This window comes from Oceanicola sp. 502str15 (genome assembly GCF_024105635.1).
Classification (GTDB): domain Bacteria; phylum Pseudomonadota; class Alphaproteobacteria; order Rhodobacterales; family Rhodobacteraceae; genus Vannielia.
Map to the genome: position 1 here is coordinate 2,805,192 of NZ_WYDQ01000001.1, position 21,831 is coordinate 2,827,022.

The window sequence follows — 21,831 nt, forward strand, 5'->3', positions numbered from 1 at the left end:
AAGTCACCGCCGCCGCATCCGCTCCATCAGCCGCCGCCAGCCCCCCGGCGCCAGCGGCACGCTCAGGAACAGCCCGGCAAAGAACCCGCCGATATCGCCGATCCAGTCGTTGCCCGCGCCGAAGAGCACCCCGAACACCAGCTGAAACACCAGCAGCACCCCGATCAGCGAGAACGCCCGATACTGGCTCTCCCCCATCCGCCCCAGATGCACCCACATGATATAGGTATAACCGCCGATCAGCGCATAAGCCCCCGGAAACGCGCCATAAAGCGCGCCACCCCCGGCCAGCAGCCAGAACGCCATCGCCCCCGCCACAGTCCCGGCAAGGAACAGCACCGCCACCGCCACCTGCCCCAGCACCTCACCCACCATCTTGCCCAGCGCCAAGGTGAAGACCCCGGCAAAGATCATATGCGTAAAGCCCCCATGCACGAACGGATAAGTCACCACCCGCATCACCTGCGCCGGCGGATACTCCCCCCGCTCCACCATCAGGCTCATGATCTCGCCGCTGAACGCAAACCGCTGCAACGCGAAGATCCGCGCATCATCCCCGCCCCGCGTCGCGCCCACGATCCCGCTCTGGCTGAGCACAAACCACAGCTCCACGGCAAACATCGCCCCCACCAGCGCCAGCACCACCGGCGGCACCGCGTTGAACGGCGAGGCATTGTGATCCCAGTCCATGCGCGTCCTCTTGTTGAACTTTCCCGCCCCCGTGGGTAAGCGAGCAGGACACGATTGACCAGACAAGGCATTCCCCATGGCCGAGACCACTTTCACCCCCCGCGTCTTTTCCGGCATCAAGCCCTCCGGCGGGCTGACGCTTGGCAACTACCTCGGCGCCATCAAGCGCTGGGTGGAGATGCAGGAGGAGGGGATGGAGAGCATCTATTGCGTCGTCGACCTCCACGCCATCACCGTCTGGCAGGACCCGGCAGAGCTGCGCACCGCCACCCATGAGGTCGCCGCTGGCATGCTGGCCTCGGGCATCGACCCGTCGAAGTCCATCCTCTTCAACCAGAGCCAGGTGCCCGAGCACGCCGAGCTGGCCTGGATCTTCAACTGCGTCGCCCGCGTCGGCTGGATGAACCGGATGACCCAGTTCAAGGAAAAGGCCGGCAGCAACGCCGAAAAGGTCTCCCTCGGCCTCTACGCCTACCCCTCCCTGATGGCCGCCGACATCCTGCTCTACCACGCCACCCACGTCCCCGTGGGCGAGGACCAGAAGCAGCACGTCGAGCTGACCCGCGACATCGCCGCCAAGTTCAACCACGACTACAAGGTCGACTTCTTCCCGATGACCGACCCGGTGATCGAGGGCCCCGGCATGCGGGTGATGAACCTGCGCGACGGGAGCAAGAAGATGTCCAAGTCCGGCGAGAGCGACATGGAGCGCATCAACATGCTGGATGACGCCGACACCATCGCCAAGAAGTTCAAGAAGGCCCGCACCGACCCGGCCCCCCTGCCGGAGTCCCCCGAGGGCCTGAAAGACCGCCCCGAAGCCAAGAACCTCGTCGACATCTACGCCTCTTTGTCGGGCGGCACCCAGGAGTCGGTGATCGCGGAATACTCCGGCGCCGGATGGGGCCAGTTCAAACCGGCGTTGGCGGATCTGGCGGTGGAGAAACTGGCCCCCATCAGCGCCGAAATGCGCAGGCTGATGAACGACCCGGCAGAGATCGACCGGCTGCTGGGTGTCGGGAGAGACCGCGCCCGGGAGATCGCGGCGCCGGTGCTGGCGAAGACGTATGAGATTGTGGGGTTGGTGCGGAGTTAACCCCACCTCGCCCCATGCCTCCGTCATCCTCGGGCTTGCCCCGAGGATCTCTCACCAACCCCAGCCCACCAAGACGCCGGCCCCGTAGGGTGGGTGCCAACCCACCCCCGTAGGGTGGGCAATCTGCCCACCAATCAGGACTGATGGAGTGTATGTGACGGTGGTTGGGGGCGGAGAGCTGCCAATCGCTGCGGTGAGCGCCGATGTCAGCTCAGCGGACAAAGTGAGCTTTCGTTGCACCGGCTCGAATGTCGCCCTCATGTCCCATCATCAAGCATCACCATCATTTCCGCAGTTTCCTTGTCCGCAGGAAAGAACGCCTCGATCGCAACCTCGGACAACGTGACATCGACCGCCGTCCCGAAGACGGTTGTCGTCGCCAGGAAAGACAATGGCCCGGCGTCGCTCTTCAGCCGGAGTGGCACTGCGATCGCCTGAGAGTGCCCGGACGTGAGTCTACCCGGCCGCACTGCCGCCGGAAGCGGGAACGCCTGCAACTCGGCCCTGAGCGCCGCGAGCACAGGATCGGCGGAGCGCTCGATTTCGTGGTCTAGTCGGGTGAGGATGTGATGGCGCCATTCCGCCAGATTGAGGATGCGCGAAGCCAGTCCGTCTGGGTGGAGGCTCAAGCGCAGAACGTTTACGTCCCCTTCCAGAAGGCGAGGCGCGACGCCTGTCAACAGGTGGGACACAGCGGCATTAGCGGACAACAACGTCCAATGACGATCCACCGCCAGTGCCGGATGGGGAAGGTGGCCGCGCAGGATTTGCTCGATGATTTCCCTCGCGACGGAAAGCTCGGGCGCATCCAACGGTCGCTGCGGGAAGAACGGCGCGTAACCGGCGGAATTGAGCATGACGTTGCGGTCACGCAGCGGCACGTCGAGCTGGCGGCTCAGTTGCAGGACCATGTCACGACTTGGCTTTGATCGCCCGGACTCCACGAAGCTGAGATGCCGCTGGGAGATGCCAGCGTCGAGCGCAAGCGCGAGCTGGCTGAGGCGGCGAAGCTGCCGCCACTGCTTCAGCAGGACCCCAATACTGTCCACATGCGCTGTCATCCCGATATCGTATCCGACACTGGCCAGCACGACCATTACCTCTGAGGTAATCGACGCAAGATCATGCCTGCACAATGATCACACCATCATTCCGCGACCCACGACGAGTGGCCACCTGTAGATGGAGGAACCCATGCCAAATCACGGACGCCGACTTTCCTTGCAGACCATCCTCGCCGTCGACGCCGCGACCTGCGTGGCTTTGGGCATGCTGCTGGTCTTCGCATCCGGCCCGATCTCGGTGATAACTGCGATCCCCGGATCGCTCCTGTTTTTTGCGGGCCTTCTTCTGCTGCCGATTGCGGTCTTTATGGTGATTTTTACTCAAACCGCGACCGTCCCCGCCTGGGCCGTGCAGGTGATCGTCGCAGGCAACGTGCTCTGGGTTCTGGGCAGTACAATTCTGCCAGTCACCGGATTGATCGCGCCCAACGGTCTGGGGTGGCTCTTCCTTCTGGGGCAGGCCGCAGTCGTTGCGCTGTTCGCGGGCCTTGAATGGGCCGCGCGGCAACAGTCGGCTGCAGTCGCATGATTTCTGGACCGGAGTTGACTATGACCTGCTATGCCATCGGCCATCTGCGCAACGTCGAGATGGGCGCGGAAATCTTCGCCTACCTCGAAGCCATTGACTGCACGCTGGCGCCGTTCGAAGGACGCTTCATAATTCACGGCGGGCAGAAACATGTGCTCGAAGGAGAGTTCGCCGCCGACCTGATCGTGATCGCCTTTCCGGATCTGGCGCGGGCCCAGGCGTGGTATGCATCCTCGGCCTATAGAAACATTAAACCGCTACGGACGAGAAACGCCGTTGGCGATGTGTTCCTGATCGAAGGCGTGGACACGGATCACAAGGCCACAGACGTCCTTTCATCCTGAAGGACTCTGGAGGCGACATATAGACCGTGCCCTCCCACCAAACCTTATGCCAAACAATGGTTCGGAGCGCAGCATCGGTCATCAATGCCTCAAAGCGGTCGTTGGCTGCAACACGTGCGAACGACCGCCATGGGCCGATAGTTTCCGCAACGAAAACTATCACCCCACCGTCCCGCACCATTAACCACCCCACACCCCTCCCCTGTGCAAAAATCGCGTATGCACAGGTTGTGTACGGGTTGTGCACCCATTGTTCCCCCCCTCTTTTTCGCGCCTTTCCCCCCTCCAGCCCAACTCCCTAACCCACCGTCCAACCCGCCGACGCACGGCCGGAAGATGCCTCGCCGCTTCCCCAGCCCCCGCAAATCCGCACACAACCCGCGCCCAAACGCCAGATTGCCCGACTCACCGCACATCCCTACATTCTGCTCAACAAGCCAAGGGATCTCAGCATGTCCAATCCAGTCCATCCGGCCACCCGCATTGGCCACGTTCACCTCAAGGTCGCCGATCTCGGCCGGGCCATCGCCTTCTACTCCGGCGTCCTTGGCTTTGAAATCACACAGAAATACGGCCGCGACGCCGTGTTTCTCTCCGCCGGCGACTATCACCACCACATCGGCCTCAACACCTGGCAGAGCAAGGGCGGCACCCCGCCCCCTCCGGGCACCACGGGGCTGTTTCACACCGCCATCCTCTACCCCACCCGCGCCGCCCTCGCGGATGCGCTCAAGCGCCTGATCGAAAACGACATTCCCCTCGACGGCGCCTCCGATCACGGGGTCTCCGAAGCCCTCTACCTGCGCGATCCCGACCAGAACGGCGTCGAGCTCTACTGGGATCGCGACCCCGCCGACTGGCCCCGCGACGCCGAGGGCAACCTCGAGATGGTCACCGCCCCGCTCGACCTCGACTCCCTGCTCGCCGAGGCCTCCCAACCGGCCTGAAACGGCTGCCTTTACACAACCGTTACCAAACCGTCACCGCAGGGAATCCTGCCACCCCTAGGTTGAGCCCACAGCGGCGCGGGCCAGTCCCCAAATCAGCCCGCCCGCGCAGCCCCGAGGCAGCCCCGCCCGGCCCATGGCAGTCCCCGCCCGGCCGGCCCGCCGCCCGGGGCGGAGCGACGCAACTCCAGTCCCCCGGAGCCATTTCCGCTCTTCCCCCCGGCCTCCCCGGCCGGGGGGCCTTCTGCTCTGGACCTCCCCGCGCCGCGCCCCTAGGTTCGCGCAACAATAAGGAGGCCCGCCATGGCAACCGGAACCAACATCCGCACCTATTTCAACGGCACCTGGCACGACGGCGACGTGATGGTGATGCGCGCCGCCGACCATGGCTCGTGGCTCGGCACCACCGTCTTCGACGGCGCCCGCTTCGTCGATGGGGTCGCCCCCGATCTCGAAGCCCACCTGGCGCGGGTGAACCGCTCTGCCGAGGCGCTCATGCTGCACCCCTCGGTCTCGACCGAGGAGATGCTGGCGATCGCATGGGAAGGGCTCGCGCTCTACCCGGCCGACACGCCGGTCTACATCCGGCCGATGTACTGGGGCATCGAGAGCGGCCACATGGGCATCCAGCCCGGCGATGGCGATGCCGGCTTTGCCCTCTGCCTCGAAGAGATCCCCATGGCCCCGCCCGAAGCCACCGTGCGCCTCACCACCACGCGCTTCTGCCGCCCGGTGATCGAGAGTTCGGTCTGCAACGCCAAGGCCGGTTGCCTCTACCCCAACAACGCCCGGATGCTGGCCGAGGCCCGCGCCAAGGGCTTCGACAACGCGCTGGTGGCCGACGCGCTCGGAAACGTGGCCGAGACCGCATCGGCGAACGTCTTCATGGTGAAGGACGGCGAGGTCTTCACCCCGGTCGCCAACGGCACCTTCCTGTCGGGCATCACCCGGGCGCGTCACATCGCAAACCTGCGGGCCGACGGCGTGAAGGTGCATGAGTCCGTGCTGTCCTTCGACGATTTCCGCACGGCGGACGAGGTGTTTCTCTCCGGCAACCTGATGAAGGTCACGCCGGTGGCCGAGTTCGACGGCACCCATTACCAGCACGGCCCCGTCACCCGCCGCGCCCGCGAGCTCTACTGGGATTGGGCGCAGTCCGGCAAATGACCGCGCTGCCAAAGGCCCTGCGCCTCAACGCGCAGACCCTCGCCATCGGCGCCTGCGGTGCCGCCCTGGCCTGGGCCGCCGGTGTGCCGCTGGCCTACCTCGCCGGCCCCGCGATTGCCGTGACCCTCGCCAGCCTCGCCGGGGCGCAGGTGATGGTGCACAACCGCCTGCGCGACTGCTGCTTCGTGCTGATCGGCCTCTCCATCGGCGGGCTGGTCTCTCCGGCCAGCCTCGATGCCATGGTGGCCTGGCCGGTTGCCTTCGTGGCGCTGGTCGCCCTCACCTTCGTCACCCCCTTCATCATCCGCGAGGCGCTCTGCCGCTGGTTCGGCTTTTCCCGGGCCGAGGGGTTTCTGGCCGCAGCGCCGGGGCACCTCGCCATGGTCGTGGCGCTGACCGAGGGGCTGGGGCTGCCGCTGGTGCGCCCGGTGCTGATGGCCTCCTTCCGGGTGCTGATCCTCACCCTCGCCGTGCCCCTCGCCGCCACCCTCGCCGGCGTGCCCATCGGCCCCGGCCTGCCTGCGGCCCCGGTCGTCGAAAGCTGGCTCATCATCGTGGTCCAGATCATCGCCGCCGTGGCGCTCGGCTGGGGCCTCGCCCGGCTGCGCCTGCCCGCTCCGCTGCTCATCGGCGCCATGGCCGTCGGCGCGGGCTCGCACCTGAGCGGGCTGGCGGTGGGCAGTCTGCCGTCCTGGGTGTCGCAGACGGTGCTGGTGGTGATGGGCAGCCTCATCGGCTCCCGCTTTCTCGGCATCGCCCTCACCGAAATCCTGCGCGACCTCGCCGCCGCCCTGCTCGCCGTCGTCGCCTCCGCACTCCTCGCCGCCGCCTTCGCCCTGCTCGCCGCCCGCGTCTCCGGCCTGCCGTTTCTCGACGTGCTGGTCGCCTTCTCCCCCGGCGGGCTCGAAACCATGATCATCGTCGGCGCGGCCGCCGGGGCCGACCCAAGCTTCGTCGCCGCCGCCCATGTCAGCCGCCTCGTCATCCTCGCCCTGATCCTCTCGGCTTTTGCCATCCGTCAGGGCCGCCCGCCCCCGCCGACCGACCGTTAACGGCCCCATTGCCAGACCCCGGCCCCTCGGCCATGATCCGCCCGCAAGGAGGGCCACTCAGATGCGCAAGTTTCTCGTCGTGCTCGACGACAGCCGCGAATGCCTCAACGCCATGCGTTTTGCGGCGATGCGGGCCGCCAAGACGGGGGGTGGGGTCGAGATCCTGTCGATCATCCCGCCCGATGAGTTCAACCACTGGATCGGCGTGGGCGACGTCATGCGCGCCGAGGCCCGCGAGCGGATCGAGGCGCATTTCGAGGTCTTCGCCAAGTGGATGCGCGACCGTCAGGGCGTCGATCCCGAGCTGGTGATCCGCGAAGGCGAGCCGGTCGACGAGATCCTCGCCCAGTGCCGCGAAGACAGTGAGGTCGGCGTGCTCGTGCTCGGCGCAGGCACCGGCAAGAAAGGCCCCGGCCCGCTGGTGACACAGCTCACCAAGAACGCCGGTTCGCTCGAGTTTCCCATCACCATCGTGCCCGGGGAGCTGTCCAAGGAGCGGCTGGAGAGCATCACCTGACCCGCGCCGAGCCAGACCCCTTCCGCCATCACCCCGGCCTGCGCGGCAAGGTCACGCCGCCCGAAGACTCCTTCTTCCGCGACTTCTCGCTGCCCAAGCTCGAGGCCATGCTGCAATCGCGCGGCCTGCCCACCGGCTGGTGGTACTCCGATGCCGAGCGCGAGGCCGACCGCGCCGCAACCCTCGCCCGCCGCCCCACGCAGGATCTCTGGGTCTTTGCCTATGGCTCGCTGATGTGGGATCCGGCCTTTCACTTTTCCGAGGTCCGCCGCGCCCATGCCCCCGGCCACGCCCGCCGTTTCATCCTGCTCGACACCCGGGGCGGGCGCGGCACCGCCGCAAACCCCGGCCTGATGGCGGCGCTCGATACCTGCCCCGAAGGCCCCGGCTGCGACGGCCTCGCCTTCCGCATCCCCGCCGCACAGGTCGAGGCCGAAAGCGCGATCCTCTGGCAGCGCGAGCGCGTGGCCGATGGCTACCTCTCCCGCTTCATCGACACCACCCACGCGGGCGGCACCGTGCCCGCCCTCACCTTCCTGGCCGACCACAGCTCCGCCACCATGGTCCCCACGCTCTCCCGCGAGACGCAGATCGAGTATATCGCCACCGGCACCGGCATCCTCGGCACCTCCGCCGACTACCTGCGCACCATCGCCCGCCAGTTCGCCGAGCTGCGCATCGCGGACCCCGACATCACCGCCCTGCTTGCCCGGGTCGAGGCCCGCATCGCCGCTGCCTCCGCCACCCCAACTTAGAATCATTCCAAAACTTGACCCGCCCGCCCCCGAGGCGCATATATGGCCCAACCCCGAAAGGACCGTGCGCCATGTTCATTCAGACCGAATCCACCCCAAACCCCGCCACCCTCAAGTTCCTGCCGGGTCAGGAAGTGATGGGCGCGGGCACCGCCGATTTTCCCAACCCCGAGTCCGCCTCCGCCTCGCCGCTCGCCCAGCGCGTCTTTGCGGTCGATGGCGTCACCGGCGTGTTCCTCGGCCATGACTTCGTGACCGTCACCAAGGCCGACGGCCCCGAGTGGGATCACCTGAAGCCCGCCATTCTCGGCGCCATCATGGAGCACGTGCAATCCGGCGAGCCGGTGCTGGCCTCCTCGGCCGCGCCTGCGGCCGCCCATGCCATCCACGAGGGCGAAGACGGCGAGATCGTCGAGCAGATCAAGCAGCTGCTCGACACCCGCGTGCGTCCCGCCGTGGCCCAGGACGGTGGCGACATCACCTTCCACGGTTTCGAGCGCGGGGTGGTCTACCTGCACATGCAGGGCGCTTGCGCCGGTTGCCCGTCCTCCACGCTGACGCTGAAGATGGGCATCGAGCAGCTGCTGCGCCACTACATCCCTGAAGTCACCGAAGTGCGTCCGGTTGCCGCCTGATCGTGTGACGGGGCCAGCTTTTGCCGGGCGCTGCTACTGCGGCGATTGCCAGATCACCGCCCGCTCCGAGCCGGAGGCGGTGAGCTGGTGCCATTGTGCCGACTGCCGCCGCCTCACCGGCGCCCCGGCAGCGGCCTTCGCCGCCTTCCCCGAAGAGGCCGTGACCCTCACCCCCACGCCCACCCCGCTGGAGGCCACGCCCGGCGTCACCCGCTGGGCCTGCCCGCGTTGCGGCTCGGCGCTGGCGGCGCGGTTCTCCTACCTGCCCGGGCAGCTCTACCTGCCCCTCGGCGTGCTCGACGCCGCCGACAGCCTCGCCCCCGCGCTCCACAGCCACCACGCCAGCCGCCTGAGCTGGCTGCACATCGCAGATGATGCCCCCCGCCACGCGGGCACCGCGCGCGATGCGCTCTCCGACGAGGCTCTGTCGGGGTCCGAAGAATGACCTCGATGCAAGACCCGACCCTTCTGGCCTTCGACACGTCCGGCCCCCACGTCACCGCAGCCCTCCTGCGCGCGGGCAGGGTCGTCGCCCGGCGCCATGAGGCGATGAAGCGCGGACAGGCCGAAAACCTCATGCCGATCCTCGAGGAGCTGCTGGCCGAGGCCGGGCTCGCATGGGGCGATCTCACCGCGCTCGGCGTCGGCATCGGCCCCGGCAACTTCACCGGCATCCGCATTTCCGTCGCCGCCGCCCGGGGGCTGGCCCTCGCGTTGCAGATCCCCGCCGTGGGCGTCTCCAGCTTCGAGCTGGCCCGCGAGGCCGAGAGCGGAGAGGTCTTTCTCCCCGCCCCGCGCGACATGGCCTATGCGCAGGCCTTTTCCGAGGGTCAGCCCTCCGGCCCGCCCCGCCTCCTGCCCCGTCCCGAGGCGCTGGCCGAGAGCATCGCCGACCTGCCCGAGCGCCTCGCCAGTCGCGCCGCCGCCCTTCTGGCCCGCGCCTCCGGCCCCATCCCCCGCCCCGCGCCGCTCTACGTGAAAGCGCCCGATGCCGCGCCCGCGCGGGATGCGCCCCCCGAGATCGTCGGATGAGCCCCGAGGCGCTCGCCGCCCTCCACGCCGCCTGCTTCTCCACGCCCCGCCCCTGGCGCGCGGCGGAGTTCGACTCGCTTCTGGCGCAGGACAGCGTGTTCCTGCTGGGCGACGAGACCGGCATCGCGCTCGGTCAATGCGCCGGGGCCGAGGCCGAGCTGCTCACCCTCGCCGTCGCCCCCGCCGCGCGCCGCGCCGGGCAGGGCCGCGCCCTTCTCGCCGGGTTTCACACCGAGGCCGCGCGGCGCGGTGCCACCACCGCCCTGCTGGAAGTCGCCGCCACCAACACCGCCGCGCTCGCCCTCTACACGGCCACCGGCTACAGCGAAATCGGCCGCCGCTGCGCCTACTACCGCGACCCCGACGGCCCGCGCATCGACGCCCTCGTGCTGACCCGCCCCCTCTAGGGCGGGACTGGTCCCGCCGCGCCACCCCGCCCCACCGCGGCCGTAGGGCGGGACTTGTCCCGCCGCCGCCCCCGATCGCCCCTCGAAACACCGCCAAGTGACGTTGCGGTGCAGAAAAAGCGGTTGACCCCCCTGCACCGCTACGGCCTTATTCATGGGTAATCCATAACCCGCCATCCCGTTCGCAACTGCGGCGAGGACGCGGGACATAACCAACGGGAGACCTGACCCATGACATTCACGCGGAGCCTTCTCGCTGCCACCGCCACACTCGCCCTCTCGGCGGGCGCGGTGCTGGCCGATCCGGCCATCATCTTCGACCTCGGTGGCAAGTTCGACAAATCCTTCAACGAAAGCGCCTTCACCGGCGCCCAGAAATGGGCCGAAGAGACCGGCGGCAGCTTCGCCGAGATCGAGATGCAGTCCGAAGCCCAGCGCGAGCAGGCCCTGCGCCGCCTCGCCGAAGATGGCGCCAACCCGATCGTCATGACCGGCTTCGCCTTCGCCACCGTGCTGAGTGAAGTCGCCCCCGACTACGCCGACACCAAGTTCGTCATCATCGACGGCGTGGTCGATGCGCCCAACGTGCGCTCGGTCGTGTTCAAGGAGCAGGAAGGCAGCTACCTCGTGGGCATGCTCGCTGGCATGGCGTCGGAGTCCGGCACCGTGTCCTTCGTCGGCGGCATGGACATTCCGCTGATCCACAAGTTCGCCTGCGGCTACGCCCAGGGCGTGAAGGCCGCCAACCCCGACGCCACCGTGATCCAGAACATGACCGGCACCACCCCCGCCGCCTGGAACGACCCGGTGAAAGGCTCCGAGCTGACCAAGGCGCAAATCAGCCAAGGTTCCGACGTGGTCTATGCCGCAGCCGGCGGCACCGGCGTGGGCGTTCTGCAAACCGCTGCCGACGAGGGCATCTTCTCCATCGGCGTCGACTCCAACCAGAACCACCTGCACCCCGGCTCCGTGCTCACCTCGATGCTCAAGCGCGTCGACGTGGCTGTCTATGACGCCTTCACCGCGGGTGCCGACGGCATCGAGCCCGGCATCGTGGCGCTGGGTCTGGCCGAAGGCGGCGTCGACTACGCCGTCGACGACAACAACGCCGAGCTCATCACCGACGAGATGAAGGCCGCCGTCGACGACGCCAAGGCCAAGATCCTCGCCGGCGAGATCGAGGTCCACAACTACGAGACCGACAGCTCCTGCCCGGCGATGTAAGCCGCGTGCAAAGCTGACGAACATCGGGAGGGCCGCGCCGGGCAACCGGCCGCGGCCCTTTCCGACCCAGACGACCGGGGGACAGACATGCCAGACACCACAGCACCCGCCATCGAACTGCGGGGCATTTCCAAGGCTTTCGGCCCGGTGCAGGCCAACAAGGATATCTCGCTGTCGGTGAAACGCGGCGCGATCCACGGCATCATCGGCGAGAACGGCGCGGGCAAATCCACGCTCATGTCCATCCTCTACGGCTTCTACAAGGCCGACGCCGGCGAGATCCTGATCGGCGGCAAGCCCACCCAGATCCCCGACAGCCAGGCCGCGATTGCGGCGGGCATCGGCATGGTCTTCCAGCACTTCAAGCTGGTGCAGAATTTCACGGTGCTCGAAAACGTCGTGCTCGGCGCCGAAGACGGCGCCCTCCTCGGCCCCTCGCTCTCCAAGGCCCGCAAGGAGCTGACCGCGCTCGCCGCCGAATACGGCCTCAAGATAGACCCCGACGCGGTGATCCAGGATATCGGCGTGGGCATGCAGCAGCGCGTCGAGATCCTCAAGGCGCTCTACCGCCAGGCCGACATTCTCATCCTCGACGAGCCCACCGGCGTGCTCACCCCCAACGAGGCCGACCAGCTCTTCCGCATCCTCGAACGGCTGAAGGCCGAGGGCAAAACCGTGGTGCTCATCACGCATAAACTGCGTGAAATCATGGACATAACAGATACCGTCTCGGTCATGCGCCGCGGCGAGATGACCGCCACCGTGCAAACCGCGCAAACCTCCCCCGAGGAGCTGGCCGAGCTGATGGTGGGCCGCAAGGTGCTGCTCCGGGTCGACAAGACCCCGGCCAAGCCGGGCGAGACCGTCCTGGAAGTGCGCGACCTGAAGGTGACCGACGAGAAGGGCGTGCAAAAGCTGCGCGGCATCTCGCTCGATATCCGCGCAGGCGAAATCCTCGGCATCGCCGGGGTGGCAGGCAACGGCCAGTCCGAACTGCTCGAAGTGCTCGGCGGCTATCAGGACGCCAAGGGCACCATCCGCATGAACGGCGAAGAGATCGACCTCACAGGCCGCTACTCCGACGCCCAGTCGCGCCGCCGCCGGGGCATCGCCCACGTGCCCGAAGACCGCCACCGCGAGGGGCTCATCCTTGAGTTCCACGCCTGGGAAAACGTCGCCTTCGGCTATCACAACGACCCGAAATACCAGAAAAACGCGCTCACGATGGACAACGCCGCCATCCGCGAAGACACCGAAGCCAAGATGGCCCGCTTCGACGTCCGCCCGCCCAACCCCCTGCTCGCCGCCAAGAATTTCTCGGGCGGCAACCAGCAAAAAATCGTCCTGGCCCGCGAGATCGAGCGCAACCCCGATCTGCTGCTCATCGGCCAGCCCACCCGCGGGGTGGACATCGGCGCCATCGAATTCATCCACCAGCAGATCGTGCGGCTGCGCGACGAGGGCAAGGCCATCCTTTTGGTTTCGGTCGAACTGGACGAAATCATGTCGCTCTCCGACCGGATCGCCGTCATGTTCGACGGGCAGATCATGGGCGAACGCCTGCCCGCCGAAACAAACGAAAAAGAGCTCGGCCTCCTGATGGCCGGGATGCAGGGAGAGGCCGCTTAACATGGACGTCATGCCCAAATGGGCCGAGGTCATCCTCGTCCCGCTCATCTCCCTCATCCTCGCCGCCATCCTCTCCGCCGTGGTGATCCTCGCCATCGGTGAAAACCCGATCACGGCGGTCGGCATCATGGTCGACGGGTCGGTCGGCTCGATCCGGGGCTGGGGTTACACGCTCTATTACGCCACCAACTTCATCTTCACCGGCCTTTGCGTTTCGGTCGCCTTCCATGCCCGCCTGTTCAACATCGGCGGCGAGGGGCAGGCCATGCTGGGCGGGCTGGGGGTGGCACTGGTGCTGCTCTACATTCCCTTTCCGCACTGGTCGCTGGCGCTTGTCGCCGCCTCCATCGGCGCCGCCGCCTTCGGCGCGCTCTGGGCGCTGATCCCGGCCTGGCTTCAGGCTGCACGGGGCAGCCACATCGTGATCACCACGATCATGTTCAACTTCATGGCCGCCGGCCTGTTGAACTATCTGCTCTCCAACACCCTCAAACCGGCAGGCCAGTCCGACCCGGCCTCCGCCAAGTTCGACGCCGCCTATGACCTGCCCACGCTGAACTCGGTACTCACCGACATGGGCTTCAAGGCCGCGCGCGACGACTCGGTCAACGTCACCTTCCTTGTCGCCATCATCGCCTGCTTTGCCGTCTGGTTCCTGCTCTGGCGCACCCGTCTCGGCTTCCAGATCCGCTCTTTCGGCCAGTCCGAGACCGCTGCGAAATATGCCGGCATCTCGCCGCTGCGCATCACCGTGATCGCCATGCTCATCTCCGGCGGTTTGGCCGGGCTGATGGCGGTGAACACCGCGATGGGCGAACAGGAGCGCCTCGTGCTGAACGCGGTCGAGGGCGCGGGCTTCATCGGCATCGCCGTGGCGCTGATGGGCCGCAACCACCCCTTCGGCGTGTTCCTCGCCGCGCTGCTCTTCGGCTTTCTCTACCAGGGCGGGGCCGAGCTTGCGCTCTGGACCTCGATCCCCCGCGAACTCATCACCGTGATCCAGGCCCTCGTGATCCTCTTCACCGGCGCGCTCGACAACATGGTCCGCGAGCCGCTGGCCAAGCTGTTCCTGCATCTGCGCAAGGGCAAGGAGCCGCCCGAAACCGCGCCGCCCCCGCCCGGGCCGAAGCGCCCCGATCATGCGCCCGAAGGCACGGTGAAAGAGGCATGAGCGAGCTTCTCCCCTTTCTCCCCGGCTTCTTCGCGGCCTTCTCGATCCTTCTGGTCGCCGCCTCCTCGCCCGGCCCCGCCGTGGCCATGCTGCTGGGCATCTCCATGAGCCGGGGCCGCAGCGCCGCGCTGGTCACATGCCTCGGCATCGCCTGCGGCTCCTCGCTGATCAACCTCGCCACCATGCTCGGCGTCGGGCTGGTGCTTTCCAAGGCGGCCTGGGCGATGCAGATCCTCCGCCTGCTCGGCGCGGCCTACCTCGCATGGCTGGCCTATGGCGCCTTCCGCAAGGCGGTGAACCCGCCCGCGCTGCACGAGGGCCCGGTGCCCGCCCGCTCGGCCGCCCGGCTCTTCGCCGCCGGTTTCGCGCTGCAAGTGACCAACCCCAAGGCGATCGTCTTCTGGCTCGCGATTTCGGCGCTCGGCGCCACCCACGGCGGCGGCGCGCTGGTCTATGCCGCCTTCTTCGCCGCCTGCTGGCTGATCTCCTTCGCCTGCCATGCCGCCTGGGCGCTGCTCCTCTCCTCCGCCCCGGTCCGCACCGCCTACGCCCGCGCCCGCCGCTCGGTCGAGGCCACGCTCGGCGTGCTCTTCTCCGTCTTCGCCTTCAAACTCGCCACATCGAGGTAACCCATGGACTTTCTGACGATCATCCAGGTTCTCGACGGCACCATCCGCCTCGCCATCCCCCTCCTGCTCGCCTGCCTCGCCGGGCTGTTCTCCGAGCGCGCCGGGATCTTCGACATCGGGCTGGAGGGCAAGATGCTCATGGCCGCCTTCTTCTCGGCGGCGGTGGCCTATACCTCCGGCAACGCCTGGGTCGGGCTGATGGCGGGCATCGCCTCCTCCATGGTGCTCTCCGCCATCCACGGCGTCGCCTCCATCACCTTCCGCGGCAACCAGCTCATCTCCGGCGTGGCGATCAACTTCCTCGCCCTCGGCCTCACCGTGCTGATCGCGCAGGACTGGTTCGGCCAGGGCGGCCGCACCCCCTCGCTCTCCGGCGCCGCCCGGTTTGACAGCATCGACCTCCCCGGCGCCCTCACCCGCATCCGCGACATGCAGGGCGCAACCCCGCTGATGCAGGTCTACTCCGAGCTGATCTCCGGCCACCCCATCCTCACCTACCTCGGCTTCCTCACCGTGCCGATCACTTGGTGGGTCCTGTTCCGCACCCGCTTCGGCCTGCGCCTGCGGGCCGTGGGCGAAAACCCCGAGGCGGTCGATACCGCCGGCGTCTCCGTCGTCGGCCTGCGCTTCGCCGCCGTGGCGATCTGCGGCCTGCTCTGCGGCATCGCCGGGGCCTACCTCTCCACCGCCATCCAGGCCGGCTTCACCAAGGGCATGACCGCCGACCGCGGCTACATCGCGCTGGCCGCCCTGATCTTCGCCAAATGGCGGCCATGGTACGCGCTCTACGCCTGCCTGCTCTTCGGCCTCTTCTTCGCCATCGACAACCGCTTCCAGAACATCACCCTGCTGGGCTTCCAGCTGCCGGTGCAGTTCATGCAATCGCTCCCCTACATCCTCACCGTGGTGATCCTCGCCGGCTTCGTCGGCAAGGCCATCCCCCCCCGCGCCGGAGGCGAACCCTATGTCAAAGAGCGCTGACCTCGCCGCCCGCATCAAGCTCGACGCCGGCTCGACCCCGCCCGCCCTCGCCCTCATCCTCGGCTCCGGCCTCGGCCACCTTGCCGAGGAGGTCAAAGGCGTCTCGATCGACTACGGTGAGCTCGAGGGCTTCCCCCACGCGGGCGTTTCCGGCCACAACCCCAAGCTGGTGATCGGCACCCTCGAGGGCGTCCGCGTCGCCGTGCTCGGCGGCCGCGCGCATTACTACGAGGCGGGCAACCCCGCCGCCATGCGCCTCCCGCTCGAAACCCTCAAGGCCCTCGGCTGCAACACCCTGCTGCTCACCAACGCCGCCGGCTCCATGCGCCCCGACATCCCGCCGGGCGACCTCATGCTGCTCTCCGACCACATCAACTTCTCCGGCCTCAACCCGCTCATCGGCGAGCCCTCCGACGCCCGCTTCGTCCCGATGACCGAGGCCTACGACCCCGCCCTCCGCGCGGCGCTGAAAGCCGCCGCCGACACGCAGAACATCCCCCTCGAAGAAGGCATCTACGCCTGGTATTCCGGCCCCTCCTTCGAAACCCCGGCCGAAATCCGCGCCATCCGCACGCTGGGGGCCGATGCCGTGGGCATGTCCACCGTGCCCGAGGTCATCCTCGCCCGTTTCCTGCACATGCGCGTCGCCGCGATCTCGACCATCACCAACATGGCCGCCGGCATGTCGGACGAAAACATCTCCCACGAACACACCAAGGCCATGGCGCCCCTCGGCGCCGCCAAGCTCGAAAAGATCCTGCGGGAGTTCCTGCGCAACCTCTGAGCTCACGCCGCACTGCGGCACTAGACAGAACCGCGGCTTTGCCGCACTACAAAGACCATGCAATTCTACCTCCCCATCGCCGAGGTCTCGGTCAACGCCTTCGTCCTCCTCGGGATCGGCGGAGTCGTGGGGATCCTGTCGGGCATGTTCGGGGTCGGCGGCGGGTTTCTCATCACCCCGCTGCTGTTCTTCGTCGGCATCCCGCCCGCCGTGGCCGTGGCCACCTCCGCCAACCAGATCGTGGCCTCCTCGATTTCCGGCGTGCTGGCCCATCTCAGGCGCAAGACGGTCGACATCCGCATGGGCGGGGTGTTGCTCGCGGGCGGCCTCATAGGGGCGGCCATCGGGGTCTGGGTCTTCAACATCCTGCGCCAGCTCGGCCAGGTCGACCTGCTGGTGACCCTCTGCTACGTCGTGTTCCTCGGCATCATCGGCGCGCTGATGTTCGTCGAAAGCCTCAATGCCCTGCGCCGCACCAAGGGTGGCAAGCTGCCCCCCCGGCGCAAGCACAACTGGGTGCACAACCTGCCCCTCAAGATGAAATTCCGCACCTCGGGCCTCTATATCTCGGTCATCCCGCCGGTGCTGGTGGGCCTCTCGGTCGGCCTGCTCGCGGCCATCATGGGCGTGGGCGGCGGCTTCATCATGGTCCCGGCCATGATCTACCTGCTCGGCATGCCCACCAAGGTCGTGATCGGCACCTCGCTGCTGCAAATCATCTTCGTCACCGCCTTCACCACGCTTCTGCACGCCACCACCAACCAGACGGTCGACATGGTGCTCGCCGTGCTGCTGCTCGTGGGCGGCGTCGTCGGCGCGCAGTTCGGCACCAGACTGGGCACCATGCTGAAGGCCGAGCAGCTCCGCATCGCGCTCGCCGCCCTCGTGCTGCTGGTCTGCGGCAAGCTGGCGCTCGACCTGCTGCTGCAACCCTCCGAGCTCTATTCCCTCACCCCGCTGAGGCCGGTCTGATGGTCCGCTGGCTCGCCGCCCTCTTTCTCCTCGCCCTGCCCGCCGAGGCCGCCGAAGAGGTCGTCGCCGACCTGAGCCAGAGCCGCGTGGGCATCAACGCCACCTTCAACGGCTCCGAGATCCTCGTCTTCGGCGCGGTCCGCCGCAACTACCCGGTCTCCCCCGCCGGCGAGCTCGGGGTGGTCATTACCGTGGCCGGCCCCTCCACCCCGGTCGTCGTCCGCAAGAAGGACCGCACCGCCGGGATCTGGGTCAATACCGAGGCCGTCGAGGTCGACCGGGCGCCGAGCTTCTACCAGATCGTCACCACAGGCCCGCTGGTCGAGCTGATCTCGGCCACCGAAGACCTCCGCCATGGCATCACCATCGACAGGGCGATCCGCTCCGTGGGCGCCCCGGTGACAGTCGGCAACGCCGCCGACTTCACCGAGGCCCTCATCCGCATCCGAACCAATGATGGCGCCTATGCGGTGCAGGAAGGCGGGGTGACGATCCAGAAAGACACGCTCTTCCGCGCCAATGTCGCCCTGCCGGCCAACCTGACCGAGGGCAACTACACCACCCGCATCTTCCTCACCCGCAACGGCGACGTGGTGTCGAGCCATACCACCACGATCCATGTCTCCAAGGTCGGGCTGGAGCGGTTTCTGCATTCGCTCGCCCACGAGCAGCCGTTGCTCTACGGGTTGCTCTCCCTCGCCATCGCCATCGCGGCGGGCTGGGGCGCCTCTGCGGTGTTCCGCTACATCCGGGGCTAGCCGCCGGGCGCACTCTGCCCGCTCGGCGCAACTCCCCCCTGCTCATTTTCTTGCTGCAAATATCTCCGGGGGGTGTGGGGGGCTGGCCCCCCACTCCGCCGTTGCGCCCGCGCGCCGCCCTCGCGGTTCAGCGCCCCTGCGTACGGTCCGTCAGGACATCGCCACTGTGCGAAAATCGCGTATGTACAGGGTGTGTACAGGTTGTGCACGGGTTGTGCCCTGTTGCATTTTTGCGGTTAACGGCCCGCCGCGCCGCAGCGCAACACCCGCCCGCCGCCGGGCCTATCGCTCGGTCAGTTTCAGCTCGATCCGCCGGTTCCGGGCCCAGGCTTCGGGGGTTTCGGCAGGGTCGATCGGCTGGAACTCTCCAAAGCCGTTCGCGCTCAGCCGCGCGGGCGGAACCCCCAGCTCGTCGCTCATGAAGCGCACCACCGAAAGCGCCCGCGCCTGGCTCAACTCCCAGTTGTCGGCAAACTCGCCAAAGCCCGAAAGCGGCTGGTTGTCGGTATGCCCGTCCACCTGGATCACCCAGTCGATCTCCGGCGGGATTTCTTCGGCGAGACGGCGCAGAATCTCCGTAACCTTCTGAATTTCCGCCTTTCCCGGGTCCGAAAGGGCGGCCTGTGCAGGCGGGAAGAGCACCTCCGAAGAGAACACGAAACGGTCGCCCTCGATCCGCACGCCCTCGGTGTTGCCGATCACTTCCTTCATCCGCCCGAAGAACTCCGAGCGGTACTGTTCAAGGTCTTTCTGGGCCTCTTCCAGCCGCTTGCGCTCCGCCGCTTCCAGCTCTGCCCGCCGCCGCTCTTCCGCCGCCGCCCGCGCCAGCGCGGCGTTGAGCTGCGCGCCCAGCGCCTCGATCTGCACCTGCGCATCCTGATCTTTCTGCGTTGCCGCATCAATGACCCCCTGCAACGCGCCCAGCTGCGCCCGCAGCGCCGCCACCTGCTGGTTCAGAAGCGCCAGCTTCCGCTGCCCCTCAGCCGAGGCTACCTCCTTGTTTTCCAACTCGGAATTGGCCTGCGCCAACAGGATATCCTTGCGCTCGGCCTCGCTCATCGCCGCCTCGGCCCGCCGCTCCGCCACCAGCTTTTCCGCAAGCGCAGCCGCCAACCGCTCCCGCACTTCCGCCGCATCTCCCACGTCGGCTTCCAGAGCCTCTTTCACCGCCCGAAGCTCCGCAATTTCTCGTGCGTTGTCAGAGACTTCCGCCCGCAACCGCGCCACCTCGGCCTCCGCCGCCTCGGCCCGCGCCGCAAGCGCATCCCGCGCCTCTTCCGCCGCCCCCCGCGCACTCCCCAGCGCCGCCACCTCCGCCTTCGCGGCGGCAAGTTCCCCGGCCAGTCGCGCCGCCTCTTCGGCAGCCGAAGCCCCTGTTTCCACTTGGCTTTCCAGTTGCGACACCGCCGCAAGCGCCGCCGCCAGCTTGGCGGTCAGGTCTTCCTCGGCGCTCTGCGCCGCGGCAAGCAGCGTCAGGGTTTCCTCCGCCGCTTTCCGCTGCGATTCCAGCGCCAGCGTCATCGCCGTCAGCTCGGTCTCCGCCCCCTTCAGACGCTCCCTAAGCGCCTGAGCCGCCGCAGTTTCCGCCAGCCGGGCCGTCTCTTCCTCGCTCAGTTCCTCCTCCAGCGCCGCCACCCTTGCGGCGCCCTCCTCAACCCCTTTCTGCAGGTCCGCAACCAGCGCCTCCAGCGCTTCCCGCCGCGCCGCAGCAAGCCGCGCCGCCTCAACCTGAGAATCCACCTCCGTCCGCGCCGAAGCCAGCGCCTGCTCCAAAGACGCCCGCTCCGCCTCGACCGCCGCCCGCGCCGCCTCCGCCGCAGCCAGGTCCTCGGCCAGCGCCGATCCGCGCTCCTGGGCCGAATTTCGCTCTGTTATCAACGCTGCAACCTGCGCCTCGAAGCCCGAAATCTGCCGCTGGGCATCCTGCAAAGCCTCCTGCCCCGAAGCGATCTGCCCCCGCAGAGAGGCGATCAGCGCCGCCTGTCGCGCCGCATCCTGCTGGGCACTGGTCAGCGCCGCATCCCGGCTCGCCACATCCCCCTGCAACGCCTCCACCCGCGCCCGCTCGAGCCCAAGCGTATCGGCCAGCGAGGCTAGTTCCTGGCTCAGTTCATTCAGCTCGCTTTCCTGACCGGAGATTGTCTCCCGCAGCATGAACTGCACGATCATGAAAATCGACAAAACGAACATCAGCACCAGCAGAAGCGCCGTCATCGCATCCACGAAACCCGGCCAGATCGAGGCCGAAAAGCGCTGTCCGCTGCGGCGCGGCAGGGCCATCAGCTACCCCCTCGGGTCGCGTCTTTGATAACCCGGGTGAGAGCGGAGAGGTCGGCCCGAAGCCCGGCAATGCTTTCCTGACGGCCGGCGGCGATATCTTCATGGATTGCAAGCAGTTGGGTGTCGATCGAGCGGAGGCGCATCCGGCTTTCGGGGTCGGCCCCGCCCTCGCCGGGGCTCATGCCGTCCAGCTTGTTCAGCAATGCCTCATTGGCCTCGGCAATGCGGACCAGAAGTGGGTCGGCAGCGCGTTCCTGCATCATGCCTTCGGCCAGCTTGTCCACCGCGGTTGCTACCTCTCCCATCCGGTCTTCGAGCATGGCCCGGGACACGTCGGATTGGGTGAACATCTCGCGCATCGCCTCCATCTGCTCGGCCATGTGGTCGAGGATACCGGCAACGGAAGAAGGCTCGGAGCTTTCGCCTTCTGCGCCCGCAAAGGCAACGCGGGTGATCGACGAAAGCCACTCTTCCAGCTCGCGGTAAAAGCGGTTCTGGCCATGCGAGGCGAAGAGCTCAAGCAGCCCCACAACCAACGAACCAGCCAGCCCGAGAAGGGAAGACCCGAAGGCCGTGCCCATCCCGCCCAACTGCGCCTCCAACCCGCCCATGAGCCGCGAAAACACCTCTACCCCGCCCTCACCCTCCTGCGGCGCGAGTGAGCGGATGGTTTCCACGACCGCCGGGACGGTGGTGGCAAGGCCATAGAATGTGCCCAAAAGGCCAAGGAAAATCAGAAGGTTGACAAGATAGCGCGTGATGTCGCGCAGCTCTTCGATCCGGGTGGCAACCGACTCGAGGATGGAGCGCGACGAGGTGGCCGAGATCTGCATCCGCCCACGGCGCGACCGCAGGAGGGCCGCGAGCGGCGCGAGCAGGCGCGGCACCTTGCCGTTTGCCTCACGCTCCAGCGCGAAGTCTTCAAGCCAGGCAACCGACCTGACAAGCTGATAGACCTGCCAGAAGCAGGTGAACACGCCGACAACGAAAACCAGCCCGATCGTGCCGTTGAGCCAGAGGTTGGCCAGGATCACCGGCTTGACGGTCGGCAGCAGAAGATAGCTGCCCACGGCCACGAGGGCGATCACGATCAACATCTGCACCACTTGGCGCACAGGTTGTGAAAAATGCGGCTCGGCCTCGGCCTCGGAGGTGCTCATGTGGGGTT

General features: G+C 67.3%; 24 protein-coding genes. 20 read left to right on the top strand and 4 right to left on the bottom strand.

Annotated elements, in window-relative coordinates; genetic code table 11:
- Positions 1-3: 3 nt before the first annotated feature.
- A complete protein-coding gene (locus GTH22_RS13705) occupies positions 4-690 on the bottom strand; it encodes a rhomboid family intramembrane serine protease (RefSeq protein ID WP_252946004.1) in 687 nt (228 codons plus the stop codon).
- A gap of 76 nt (positions 691-766) precedes the next feature.
- Here GTH22_RS13705 and trpS point away from each other — a divergent pair, with 76 nt between their 5' ends.
- Positions 767-1,786, top strand: a complete 1,020-nt coding sequence (trpS, locus tag GTH22_RS13710) for a tryptophan--tRNA ligase (RefSeq protein ID WP_252946006.1) — start codon at positions 767-769, stop codon at positions 1,784-1,786.
- 257 nt (positions 1,787-2,043) lie between these two features.
- Here trpS and GTH22_RS13715 read toward each other — a convergent pair whose 3' ends face one another.
- Positions 2,044-2,883, bottom strand: coding sequence for a helix-turn-helix domain-containing protein (locus tag GTH22_RS13715; protein ID WP_252946008.1), 840 nt, complete (start codon positions 2,881-2,883; stop codon positions 2,044-2,046).
- A 124-nt stretch (positions 2,884-3,007) separates the two neighbouring features.
- Between GTH22_RS13715 and GTH22_RS13720 the strand changes: the two genes are divergently transcribed.
- From GTH22_RS13720 to GTH22_RS13810, 19 genes are all read left to right on the top strand, one after another.
- Positions 3,008-3,379, top strand: a complete 372-nt coding sequence (locus GTH22_RS13720; RefSeq protein ID WP_252946010.1) for a hypothetical protein — start codon at positions 3,008-3,010, stop codon at positions 3,377-3,379.
- Positions 3,380-3,399: 20 nt separating this feature from the next.
- Positions 3,400-3,723: a DUF1330 domain-containing protein gene (locus GTH22_RS13725; protein ID WP_252946012.1), complete on the top strand. Its 324-nt coding sequence runs from the start codon at positions 3,400-3,402 to the stop codon at positions 3,721-3,723.
- Between the two features lie 452 nt (positions 3,724-4,175).
- Positions 4,176-4,670, top strand: a complete 495-nt coding sequence (locus GTH22_RS13730) for a VOC family protein (protein WP_252946013.1) — start codon at positions 4,176-4,178, stop codon at positions 4,668-4,670.
- 303 nt (positions 4,671-4,973) lie between these two features.
- Positions 4,974-5,837, top strand: a complete 864-nt coding sequence (locus GTH22_RS13735) for a branched-chain amino acid aminotransferase (RefSeq protein ID WP_252946015.1) — start codon at positions 4,974-4,976, stop codon at positions 5,835-5,837.
- Positions 5,834-6,889 carry an AbrB family transcriptional regulator gene (locus tag GTH22_RS13740; protein WP_252946017.1) on the top strand — a complete coding sequence of 352 codons (1,056 nt, stop codon included), beginning with the start codon at positions 5,834-5,836 and terminating at the stop codon, positions 6,887-6,889. Before GTH22_RS13735 ends, GTH22_RS13740 begins: the two co-directional genes overlap by 4 nt.
- 61 nt (positions 6,890-6,950) lie before the next feature.
- Complete coding sequence (locus GTH22_RS13745) at positions 6,951-7,406, top strand: universal stress protein (RefSeq protein WP_252946019.1); 456 nt, start codon at positions 6,951-6,953, stop codon at positions 7,404-7,406.
- Between the two features lie 107 nt (positions 7,407-7,513).
- The gene (locus GTH22_RS13750; protein WP_252946021.1) at positions 7,514-8,161 is read left to right on the top strand and encodes a gamma-glutamylcyclotransferase; all 648 of its coding nucleotides are present in this window, start codon (positions 7,514-7,516) and stop codon (positions 8,159-8,161) included.
- Between the two features lie 71 nt (positions 8,162-8,232).
- Positions 8,233-8,796 carry a NifU family protein gene (locus GTH22_RS13755; protein ID WP_252946023.1) on the top strand — a complete coding sequence of 188 codons (564 nt, stop codon included), beginning with the start codon at positions 8,233-8,235 and terminating at the stop codon, positions 8,794-8,796.
- Positions 8,797-8,800: 4 nt separating this feature from the next.
- A complete protein-coding gene (locus GTH22_RS13760; RefSeq protein ID WP_252946025.1) occupies positions 8,801-9,241 on the top strand; it encodes a GFA family protein in 441 nt (146 codons plus the stop codon).
- 5 nt (positions 9,242-9,246) lie between these two features.
- Entirely contained in the window at positions 9,247-9,828 is a 582-nt protein-coding gene (gene tsaB, locus GTH22_RS13765; RefSeq protein ID WP_252946027.1) for a tRNA (adenosine(37)-N6)-threonylcarbamoyltransferase complex dimerization subunit type 1 TsaB, read from the top strand.
- Positions 9,825-10,235 carry a GNAT family N-acetyltransferase gene (locus GTH22_RS13770; RefSeq protein ID WP_252946037.1) on the top strand — a complete coding sequence of 137 codons (411 nt, stop codon included), beginning with the start codon at positions 9,825-9,827 and terminating at the stop codon, positions 10,233-10,235. The genes tsaB and GTH22_RS13770 overlap by 4 nt, the downstream gene beginning before the upstream one ends.
- 231 nt (positions 10,236-10,466) lie before the next feature.
- A complete protein-coding gene (locus GTH22_RS13775; RefSeq protein WP_252946039.1) occupies positions 10,467-11,459 on the top strand; it encodes a BMP family protein in 993 nt (330 codons plus the stop codon).
- 87 nt (positions 11,460-11,546) lie between these two features.
- Positions 11,547-13,088, top strand: coding sequence for an ABC transporter ATP-binding protein (locus tag GTH22_RS13780; RefSeq protein ID WP_252946042.1), 1,542 nt, complete (start codon positions 11,547-11,549; stop codon positions 13,086-13,088).
- Between the two features lies 1 nt (position 13,089).
- Positions 13,090-14,259, top strand: a complete 1,170-nt coding sequence (locus tag GTH22_RS13785; RefSeq protein WP_252946044.1) for an ABC transporter permease — start codon at positions 13,090-13,092, stop codon at positions 14,257-14,259.
- Positions 14,256-14,888 (top strand): LysE family translocator, encoded by a 633-nt coding sequence (locus tag GTH22_RS13790; RefSeq protein ID WP_252946046.1) that lies wholly within the window; start codon positions 14,256-14,258, stop codon positions 14,886-14,888. Before GTH22_RS13785 ends, GTH22_RS13790 begins: the two co-directional genes overlap by 4 nt.
- 3 nt (positions 14,889-14,891) lie before the next feature.
- Complete coding sequence (locus GTH22_RS13795; protein WP_252946049.1) at positions 14,892-15,869, top strand: ABC transporter permease; 978 nt, start codon at positions 14,892-14,894, stop codon at positions 15,867-15,869.
- The gene (locus GTH22_RS13800; RefSeq protein WP_252946051.1) at positions 15,853-16,653 is read left to right on the top strand and encodes a purine-nucleoside phosphorylase; all 801 of its coding nucleotides are present in this window, start codon (positions 15,853-15,855) and stop codon (positions 16,651-16,653) included. The genes GTH22_RS13795 and GTH22_RS13800 overlap by 17 nt, the downstream gene beginning before the upstream one ends.
- Before the next feature lie 57 nt (positions 16,654-16,710).
- Positions 16,711-17,625, top strand: coding sequence for a sulfite exporter TauE/SafE family protein (locus tag GTH22_RS13805; RefSeq protein ID WP_252946053.1), 915 nt, complete (start codon positions 16,711-16,713; stop codon positions 17,623-17,625).
- Entirely contained in the window at positions 17,625-18,383 is a 759-nt protein-coding gene (locus tag GTH22_RS13810) for a TIGR02186 family protein (RefSeq protein ID WP_252946055.1), read from the top strand. Before GTH22_RS13805 ends, GTH22_RS13810 begins: the two co-directional genes overlap by 1 nt.
- A 282-nt stretch (positions 18,384-18,665) precedes the next feature.
- Here the strand turns inward: GTH22_RS13810 and GTH22_RS13815 are convergent, their stop codons facing one another.
- Both GTH22_RS13815 and GTH22_RS13820 read right to left on the bottom strand, forming a co-directional pair.
- A complete protein-coding gene (locus GTH22_RS13815) occupies positions 18,666-20,663 on the bottom strand; it encodes a peptidoglycan -binding protein (protein ID WP_252946057.1) in 1,998 nt (665 codons plus the stop codon).
- Positions 20,663-21,823: a biopolymer transporter ExbB gene (locus tag GTH22_RS13820; RefSeq protein WP_252946059.1), complete on the bottom strand. Its 1,161-nt coding sequence runs from the start codon at positions 21,821-21,823 to the stop codon at positions 20,663-20,665. Before GTH22_RS13820 ends, GTH22_RS13815 begins: the two co-directional genes overlap by 1 nt.
- Positions 21,824-21,831 lie beyond the last annotated feature (8 nt).

Bases quoted from the DNA above. Each gene is read 5' to 3' on its own strand.
- GTH22_RS13790 (WP_252946046.1), top strand. From the start codon at position 14,256: ATGAGCGAGCTTCTCCCCTTTCTCCCCGGCTTCTTCGCGGCCTTCTCG.
- GTH22_RS13735 (WP_252946015.1), top strand. From the start codon at position 4,974: ATGGCAACCGGAACCAACATCCGCACCTATTTCAACGGCACCTGGCAC.
- GTH22_RS13745 (WP_252946019.1), top strand. From the start codon at position 6,951: ATGCGCAAGTTTCTCGTCGTGCTCGACGACAGCCGCGAATGCCTCAAC.
- GTH22_RS13800 (WP_252946051.1), top strand. From the start codon at position 15,853: ATGTCAAAGAGCGCTGACCTCGCCGCCCGCATCAAGCTCGACGCCGGC.
- GTH22_RS13750 (WP_252946021.1), top strand. From the start codon at position 7,514: ATGCTGCAATCGCGCGGCCTGCCCACCGGCTGGTGGTACTCCGATGCC.
- GTH22_RS13775 (WP_252946039.1), top strand. From the start codon at position 10,467: ATGACATTCACGCGGAGCCTTCTCGCTGCCACCGCCACACTCGCCCTC.
- GTH22_RS13725 (WP_252946012.1), top strand. From the start codon at position 3,400: ATGACCTGCTATGCCATCGGCCATCTGCGCAACGTCGAGATGGGCGCG.
- tsaB (WP_252946027.1), top strand. From the start codon at position 9,247: ATGCAAGACCCGACCCTTCTGGCCTTCGACACGTCCGGCCCCCACGTC.
- GTH22_RS13815 (WP_252946057.1), bottom strand. From the start codon at position 20,663: ATGGCCCTGCCGCGCCGCAGCGGACAGCGCTTTTCGGCCTCGATCTGG.
- GTH22_RS13795 (WP_252946049.1), top strand. From the start codon at position 14,892: ATGGACTTTCTGACGATCATCCAGGTTCTCGACGGCACCATCCGCCTC.
- GTH22_RS13730 (WP_252946013.1), top strand. From the start codon at position 4,176: ATGTCCAATCCAGTCCATCCGGCCACCCGCATTGGCCACGTTCACCTC.
- GTH22_RS13805 (WP_252946053.1), top strand. From the start codon at position 16,711: ATGCAATTCTACCTCCCCATCGCCGAGGTCTCGGTCAACGCCTTCGTC.
- GTH22_RS13770 (WP_252946037.1), top strand. From the start codon at position 9,825: ATGAGCCCCGAGGCGCTCGCCGCCCTCCACGCCGCCTGCTTCTCCACG.
- GTH22_RS13810 (WP_252946055.1), top strand. From the start codon at position 17,625: ATGGTCCGCTGGCTCGCCGCCCTCTTTCTCCTCGCCCTGCCCGCCGAG.
- GTH22_RS13820 (WP_252946059.1), bottom strand. From the start codon at position 21,823: ATGAGCACCTCCGAGGCCGAGGCCGAGCCGCATTTTTCACAACCTGTG.
- GTH22_RS13740 (WP_252946017.1), top strand. From the start codon at position 5,834: ATGACCGCGCTGCCAAAGGCCCTGCGCCTCAACGCGCAGACCCTCGCC.
- GTH22_RS13785 (WP_252946044.1), top strand. From the start codon at position 13,090: ATGGACGTCATGCCCAAATGGGCCGAGGTCATCCTCGTCCCGCTCATC.
- GTH22_RS13705 (WP_252946004.1), bottom strand. From the start codon at position 690: ATGGACTGGGATCACAATGCCTCGCCGTTCAACGCGGTGCCGCCGGTG.
- GTH22_RS13715 (WP_252946008.1), bottom strand. From the start codon at position 2,883: ATGGTCGTGCTGGCCAGTGTCGGATACGATATCGGGATGACAGCGCAT.
- GTH22_RS13755 (WP_252946023.1), top strand. From the start codon at position 8,233: ATGTTCATTCAGACCGAATCCACCCCAAACCCCGCCACCCTCAAGTTC.
- GTH22_RS13780 (WP_252946042.1), top strand. From the start codon at position 11,547: ATGCCAGACACCACAGCACCCGCCATCGAACTGCGGGGCATTTCCAAG.
- trpS (WP_252946006.1), top strand. From the start codon at position 767: ATGGCCGAGACCACTTTCACCCCCCGCGTCTTTTCCGGCATCAAGCCC.